Source organism: Saccharopolyspora soli (assembly GCF_022678645.1).
Classification (GTDB): domain Bacteria; phylum Actinomycetota; class Actinomycetes; order Mycobacteriales; family Pseudonocardiaceae; genus Saccharopolyspora; species Saccharopolyspora soli.
This window is the reverse complement of the sequence record NZ_JALBWV010000003.1, coordinates 233,974-241,458: the sequence shown is the minus strand read 5'-3', so window position 1 is coordinate 241,458 and position 7,485 is coordinate 233,974. Positions and strand designations below refer to the sequence as shown.

Below are 7,485 nucleotides of genomic sequence, written 5' to 3'. Positions count from 1 at the left end.
GACCACGATCGGTGACAGCACCCCCTGCTCCCACCTCGAATACAGGTCGCTTGATTACGAGAGCTCACCAGACTCAAGCCCCGTTTACCGGAACGTCTCCTCCACTCAGCCGTCACCGGCGCGGAGCATTCATCCGATCGTCCGTATTGGTCATTCCTGTTCTTTGCTGTCTCATTTCGAGGGACCGCGTTCGGTTCCGACCGCAGCGAGCGAGGAGAGACGATGACGTCCAGACGATCCCGCCGAGCGAGGCTGATCGTGTCCTTCAGTGCCGCCGTGACCACTTGTTTGACGCTGGCATCCACCGCATCCGGTGACCCGGGGCAGGACGACCTGGCCGCGACGCCGCCGATGGGCTGGAACTCCTGGAACACCTTCGGGTGCGACATCAACGAACAGCTCATCCGCGACACGGCCGACGCGATCGTCGCCTCCGGCATGCGTGACGCCGGATACCGCTACATCAACATCGACGACTGCTGGGCGGAGCCGGAGCGCAACGCCGAGGGCGAGCTGGAGCCGCACCACGAGCGCTTCCCCAGCGGCATCAAGGCGATGGCCGACTACGTGCACGACAAGGGCCTCAAGCTCGGCATCTACACGAGCGCGGGCACCCGGACCTGCGCGGACACCATGCCCGGCGCGCTCGGCCACGAGGAGGTCGACGCCCGGACCTTCGCCGACTGGGGAGTCGACTACCTCAAGTACGACAACTGCAACAACCAAGGAGTTCCTGCGACCGAGCGCTACGCCGCGATGGGCGAGGCGCTGCGCGCCACCGGGCGCCCCATCGTCTACTCGGTCTGCGAGTGGGGCGAGAACGCCCCCTGGGAATGGGCACCGGACGTCGGCGCGCACCTGTGGCGCACCACCGACGACATCAAACCCGCCTGGGACACCGGCAACACCGACGACTTCCCGATGGGCGTGGTCAACATCATCGACGCCAACGGGAAGCTCGCCGAATACGCGGGCCTCGGCGACTGGAACGACCCCGACATGCTGGAAGTCGGCGTCTACGACGTCGAGGGTTACCCCGGTCTGACCGACACCGAGGCCGTGGCGCACTTCAGCATGTGGTCGATCATGGCCTCGCCGCTGATCGCGGGCAACGATGTGCGCGACATGCCGGAGAACATCCAGCGGATCCTGACCAACCGCGAGGTGATCGCGGTCAACCAGGACGCTCTCGGCAGGCAGGGCGCTCCGGTGCGCGACGACGGCGACCGAGAGGTCTGGGTCAAGGAGCTCGCCGACGGCTCCCGCGCGGTCGCGCTGTTCAACCGCGGCGGCGAGGCGGCCACCATCACCACCACCGCCGAGGAGATCGGCGCCGGACCGGCCGCGCGATACGTCCTGCGCGACCTGTGGACGCACACCGAGACCGAGACCGACGGCGAGATCAGCGCCGAGGTCCCGTCGCACGGCGTCACGCTGCTGCGCGTCAAGCCGAAGCGCTGACCGACCTGGCCGCGGCGCGGGCCCCCTCCCACGCCGCGGCTACACGTGCAGTTGGTGCGTCGCGCGGTCGCGCTGCACGGTCCGTAGGCGCCGCACCGCCTGGGCGAGACCCGCGGTGATGAACGCTGCCGCCACCAGCAGGGCGCTGACCCACAGTGGCGAGCGGTAGCCGAGCCCGGCGGCGATGGTGGCGCCGCCGATGGCGGGGCCGACAGCCGCACCCACGTTCAGGGCTGCGGTCGCGAAGGAGCCGCCGAGCGACGGTGCCTGGGGTGCCGCATACAGAACCTGGGCTATCAGGGTCGACCCGACGGCGAACGAGAGCGTCCCCTGGACGAAGAGGAGCAGGAAGGTGGCGACCGGACTGCTGGCCGTGACCGTGAACAGCACCCACCCCGCGAACAGCGCGATCCCGCCCGGAATCAGGACCCGCATCGGCCGCGTGTCGGACAGGCGGCCACCGATGGTCACACCGGCGAACGATCCGAGACCGAACACCGCCAGCGCCGTCGGCACCCAACCATCGGAGAAGCCGCTGACATTGGTCACCAGCGGGGCCAGATAAGTGAAGGTGCCGAAGATGGCGGCGTTCACCAGTGCGGTCAGCAGCAGCACGACCAGCAGCCGCGGGCCGCGCAAGGCCCGCAGTTCACACCGAGCACTGGGACGGGTCTCGTCCCGGTCGCCAGTCGCCACAGGTTCTGGCACCGAGCGCAGCACGCAGAAGACGGCGGGTAGGGAGATCAGGGCCACGGCCCAGAACGCCGATCGCCAGCCGAGCGTCTGACCGAGCACCGCACCCGCGGGCACACCGGCAATGCAGGCGAGCGTGATGCCGCTGAGCAGGACAGAGGTCGCCCGTCCCTTGGCGTTCGACGGGACGATGCTGGTCGCCGTCGCGACCCCCACGGCCAGGAAACCGGCGTTGGCCAGCGCCCCGAGCACCCGTGCCGCCAGCAGCACGGAGAAGCTGCTCGTGATCGCACCGACGACGTGCACGAACATGAACGCGACCAGGAACACCAGCAATGCCCGCCGACGTGGCAAGCGCAGGCTGAGCACCGCCATCAGCGGCGCTCCGACGATCATTCCGACCGCGAAGGCGGATGTCAGCGCACCGGCCGCGGGGATGGACACCCCCAGGTCGCTGGCGATGTCCGGAACCAGCCCGGACAGCATGAACTCGGACGTTCCCTGGGCGAATACCGCCAGACCGAGGATGTAGATCGCGAAGGGCATGAGCAGGAACTCCACAACCGCGTTGGAAATGCATCAAGCAGGACGCGACGCACTGGCCCACGGCATGGGCCGCCGGTGCTACCGCGTGATGGAGAGCGGACTCGGCACGCCCGCAGCGCCATGAAGGCGGCGGACGTGGCGAAGCCCCTGGAAAGACTCAGTCCGTACGACCGTGATCCGGCGGCGAGGATGATGAGACGGGCGCGCGGCCGAAGCGACGGCGCTGCCGCGTGACATCACGAGAAGCCACCGGAAGACCGGTGGCTAGCGTCTTGACGCGTCCGGACTGGACATGTGCGACACCCTAGTGCAAGGCCGCCGGAGTCCTCCACCGAATTACCTGCCCGGGGGCTGGTGCCGGGTGGTGCCGCTTCGCTTTGTGCCTGATGCCGGTTCGGGGTTTGGTGGGTGCGGTTAAGGTCCGGTGATGGATCGGTGCGGTTGGCGGAGGTGGCAGTTGTCGGGGAACCGGCCGAGTGCTCAGGAGTTGGCCGCGGCGGAGGGGACGACGATCCCGGATGTCCTCTCCCCTGGTTTGCGGGTGTTGTTCTGCGGGATCAATCCGGGATTGTGGTCCGGAGCGACGGGGTTCCACTTCGCGCGGCCGGGCAACCGGTTCTGGCCTGCTTTGCACGCCGCCGGGTTCACGCCGCGGCTGATGCACCCGCACGAGCAGGCCGAGCTGCTCGAATTCGGTTTGGGCATCACCAACTTCGTGGCGCGGGCCAGCGCACGGGCGGCCGAGCTCACCGATGATGAGATGCGGGCCGGTGGGCAGGTCCTGGTGGAGAAGGTGCGGCGCTATCGGCCGCAATGGGTGGCCGTGGTGGGAATTACGGCTTACCGGGTGGCCTTCGGGGAACGCCGGGCGACCGTGGGGCCGCAGGATCGGCGCATCGAGGATGCGCGGGTGTGGGTTCTGCCGAATCCCAGCGGGCTCAACGCGCACTGGACGGCGAGCACGTTGGCGGCCGAGTTCCGCCAGCTGCGGCAGGCCGCGATGGACGACCAGGCACCGCGACCCGAGTTTGAGGGCAAGTGCGGCTGACAGCGCGGCTGCCCGCTCGCGAGCAGGTATGAGTCACCTTCTGCGCTGTCGGCTCGTCAGGTGGGTATGCGACGCGTGAGCGAGTTCGAACCTGTGCCGGACGGTGGTGGCGGCGAGGTTTCGAGTTCGAGCGTGACCGCGCCACGTGACGTCGGTCGGGAGGCATCGAAGGCGATGGACGACAACACGGACCGGGACGCGGTTTTTCGTCGCGAACGCCCGCACCTGCTCGCGGTGGCGTTTCGCGTGCTCGGGTCGGAGGCCGACGCCCAAGACGTCGTGCAGGAAGCGTGGATCAGGTACCTGCGCGTCGAGCTCGAAAACATCGACAACGTGTCGGCGTGGCTGACCACCGTCGTGACGCGATTGTGCCTGGACCTCCTGCGCCGATCACGGGAATATCCGCGAGAACCCGCTGACCTGCCCGAATCGGCCGACGATGTGGACGACCCGGAGGAGGTCGCGCTCCTCGCGGGGGATTTGACCGAGGCCATGACGATCGTGCTGGAGGAGTTGACGCCGCCGCAGAGGGTCGCGCTCATCCTGCACGACGTGTTCGGTGCCCCTTTCGACGAGGTCGCGCACGTGCTGGGCACAACCCCAGGGTCGGCCAAGAAGCTGGCCAGCCGTGCGCGGACTCGGGTGCGCCAGTCCCCCAGCACGGCCGACACGGACACCGACCCCGGCACCGCGCGGCGTGTGGTGAGCGCTTTCCTGAAGGCGGCCCAACAAGGCGATATCGACGGCCTTGTGAAGATCTTGCACCCCGGCGTGACGAGAACGGCCGATCCGCAGGCCCTTCCACCAGGCGCGGCGCTGCGAGTGCACGGCGTGCGCACTGTCGTCACCGAGACGCGGGCGCTGCAAGCCCGTGCCCGGCAAGCACTCGTGGCGGCGATCGATGGGCAGCCGGGAATCGTAGTCATGGCCGAGCAAAGCCCGCGCATCGCTTTGATCTTCCGCATCGCGGATGCACGCATCGTCCACTACGACGTCATCGCGGACCCCCAACGTCTGGCCCTGCTCAGCATCGCCGACTGACTTCACCCGCCCCTGCAGCTCGACCAAGGCACGTCCCGAGGACAGGCATCGCCAGGATTCCGATGTGGACGGTTGCGGTGGCCGGATCAGCTGCTTGGCCGATGCCGATTACAGCGGATGGCGGCGTTGACACTGGCCGTGGTCACGCACCGAGATCTAGGGGACACGGGGGTGTGCTTTATCGGTCCGTTACCGGTAGGGTCTGACCCGCCGGTGAGGGAAGCCCTGATCCGGTGACACTGGCCGTTTGCTCCCGCAGAGTCGATACGGATGACTATTCAAGACGACCTTGCTCGACCGTGGTTCCAGCCCGTGGTTCCCTCGGAAGCGCAGCAGCCGCGACCGAACCCGGGACGGCCCACTACCCGAATCGTGGGTGAACTGCCCTTGGACGAGGTGGTCGCTCCCACCCGTCCGGCTCCCCCGCCACCGATGGCGGCCGCCCCGGAGCGCGTGGAGGTCACCCAGCCCTACATCCCCGCGATCCGCGATGCGCAGCCCGAGTTCGCCAAGCGGCTCAACCCCGACCCGGTGACTCCGGCCACCGGGATCACCAGTCCGCAACCCCCGGTGGCGGCCGCCCCCGCGCCGCCGGTCGAGCGCAGCGAGCCGGTCGCACCAGCAGTACCAGCGGCACCGGTGAAGAAACGCAGCCTGGTGCGCCGGGTGGTGCGCCGGATCATCGGTCCGGATCTGCTGCGCAAAGACCCGCCGAAGAAACGGCGGTAGATTAGTCCTGCCGGTGGCCTTGGCACTGGCGCAGACCTGCATCCTGCGCCAGTGCCAAGGCCACTGTTGTTGTGACGTGGGTCGGTTCGAGCACCCGGTGCGACTGCTGGGTTAGTCTCGGCCTGCGTGCCGACGCTGGCTTTCGGCCCGACCGGTCGGAGCCGTTCTCGGGTGGCTGGCGGACCGCTTGTCCGTGTCGGTCCGGGGGTGTCCCCGCTGACAACCTGGAGAGGTCCGCGTCATGCGTTTCGCTTTCAAGACCGCCAACCACCTCACCTCGTGGGGCGAAATCCTGGACGTGTGGAAGGAGGCCGACCGGATCGAGTTGTTCGAGTCCGGGTGGCTGTTCGACCACTTCTATCCGATCGGGTCGGGCGGCGACCGGGAACCCGATCCGTCCGAGCCGTGCCTGGAGGGCTGGTCGATGCTGGCCGCGCTCGCGCAGGCCACCAGCAGGTTGCGGCTGGGAACGCTGGTGACCGGTATCCACTACCGGCATCCGGCGGTGCTGGCCAACATGGCCGCCACCATCGACATCATCTCCGGTGGCCGTCTGGAGATCGGCATCGGCGCGGGCTGGAACAAGCAGGAGTCGGGTGCCTACGGCATCGAGTTGGGCGGGCCGCGGGAGCGCAGCGACCGGTTCGAGGAGGCGTGCCAGGTCCTCATCGGTCTGCTGTCGCAGCCGACGACGGACTTCCAGGGCACCTACTACCGGCTGACCGACGCGCGCTGCGAACCCAAGGCGATCCAGCGTCCGCACCCGCCGCTGACCATCGGCGGCAGCGGCGAGCAGCGGACGCTGCGCACGGTCGCCCGCTACGCCCAGCACTGGAATTTCGTCGCCGGAACGCCCGAGGAGTTCGCCCGCAAACGGGACGTGCTGCACGGTCACTGCCAGGACGTCGGCCGCGATACCGCGGAGATCATGCTCTCCGCGCATGTCTGGCTGCACTCGGATCAGGAGATCGGGCGCACCGTGGACGAGGTGGCGGCTTTCGCCGACGTCGGCCTGGACATGGCGATCATCTACCTCCGCCCGCCGCTGAACCCGGCGGTCCTGACACCGCTGGCCGAAGCGCTCGCCCCGCTGCGCTGATCGGCAGCCGGTGTCCGGCTAGGGCGAGGTCGAGACCGCGGGTCGGCTCAGCGGTCGGCGCGGGCGTGCCAGCGGCCGTCGGTGCGGGTGATGCGGACCGGGTGGTCGAAGCACTTGCTGACCTCGTCGGTGGTCAGCACGTCGTCGACCGCTCCGGCGGCCAGGCACCGGCCTTCGCGCAGCAGCATGGCGTGGGTGGTGCTGGCGGGCAGTTCTTCGAGGTGGTGGGTGACCAGCACGGTGGCCAGGTCCGGGTGTTCGGCGCGCAGCGCGTCGAGGCTGCTGAGCAGTTGCTCGCGGGCGGCGAGGTCCAGGCCGGTAGCCGGTTCGTCGAGCAGCAGCAGCCGCGGAACGGGCATGAGGGCGCGGGCGATGAGGGTGCGGCCGCGTTCGCCCTGGGACAGGGTGTCCCAGCGGGCTTCGGCTTTGCCGCTCATGCCGAGCATGCTGATCAGCCGGTCGGCCTGCCGGGACTGCTCGTCGGTGGGCTGCCAGCGCGGGACGAGCTCGGTGGTGTTGGTGGCTCCGGTGAGCACGACCTGCCGCACCCGCAGCGGAGCTCGCAGCGGGTGGCGCGGGTTGATGTGGCCGACGAAGGAGCGCAGTTGCCGCATGTCGACCCGGCCGAGCTGGTGTCCGAGGACTTCGACGGCACCGCGGGTGGGGTGGTTGACGGCGCCGAGCAGGTTCAGCAGGGTGCTCTTGCCCGCTCCGTTGGCGCCCAGCAGGGCCCAGTGCTGGCCGCGGTGGACCTGCAGGGAGATCGACTGCAACAGGTAGGTGCCGTCGCGGACGACATCGATGTCGGTGACCCGCAGGACGGGTCCGGTCTCGGTGGGCCGGGAGTCGATCACCGGTTGACCTCCAG

General features: G+C 68.8%; 7 protein-coding genes. 5 read left to right on the top strand and 2 right to left on the bottom strand.

Going from position 1 to position 7,485, the window contains the following annotated elements:
* Positions 1-222 precede the first annotated feature (222 nt).
* Positions 223-1,461: an alpha-amylase family protein gene (locus tag MOQ72_RS03995; RefSeq protein WP_242180592.1), complete on the top strand. Its 1,239-nt coding sequence runs from the start codon at positions 223-225 to the stop codon at positions 1,459-1,461.
* Positions 1,462-1,500: 39 nt separating this feature from the next.
* Here the strand turns inward: MOQ72_RS03995 and MOQ72_RS03990 are convergent, their stop codons facing one another.
* Complete coding sequence (locus MOQ72_RS03990; protein WP_242180591.1) at positions 1,501-2,700, bottom strand: Cmx/CmrA family chloramphenicol efflux MFS transporter; 1,200 nt, start codon at positions 2,698-2,700, stop codon at positions 1,501-1,503.
* A 457-nt stretch (positions 2,701-3,157) separates the two neighbouring features.
* Between MOQ72_RS03990 and mug the strand changes: the two genes are divergently transcribed.
* From mug to MOQ72_RS03970, 4 genes are all read left to right on the top strand, one after another.
* Positions 3,158-3,748 (top strand): G/U mismatch-specific DNA glycosylase, encoded by a 591-nt coding sequence (gene mug, locus MOQ72_RS03985; RefSeq protein WP_242180590.1) that lies wholly within the window; start codon positions 3,158-3,160, stop codon positions 3,746-3,748.
* A 132-nt stretch (positions 3,749-3,880) separates the two neighbouring features.
* A complete protein-coding gene (locus tag MOQ72_RS03980) occupies positions 3,881-4,789 on the top strand; it encodes a sigma-70 family RNA polymerase sigma factor (protein ID WP_242180589.1) in 909 nt (302 codons plus the stop codon).
* A gap of 372 nt (positions 4,790-5,161) precedes the next feature.
* On the top strand, positions 5,162-5,518 hold the full coding sequence (locus MOQ72_RS03975) for a hypothetical protein (RefSeq protein WP_242180588.1): 357 nt from the start codon (positions 5,162-5,164) through the stop codon (positions 5,516-5,518).
* A gap of 241 nt (positions 5,519-5,759) precedes the next feature.
* Positions 5,760-6,617, top strand: a complete 858-nt coding sequence (locus tag MOQ72_RS03970) for an LLM class F420-dependent oxidoreductase (protein ID WP_242180587.1) — start codon at positions 5,760-5,762, stop codon at positions 6,615-6,617.
* Between the two features lie 47 nt (positions 6,618-6,664).
* Here the strand turns inward: MOQ72_RS03970 and MOQ72_RS03965 are convergent, their stop codons facing one another.
* On the bottom strand, positions 6,665-7,471 hold the full coding sequence (locus MOQ72_RS03965) for an ABC transporter ATP-binding protein (protein ID WP_242180586.1): 807 nt from the start codon (positions 7,469-7,471) through the stop codon (positions 6,665-6,667).
* Positions 7,472-7,485 lie beyond the last annotated feature (14 nt).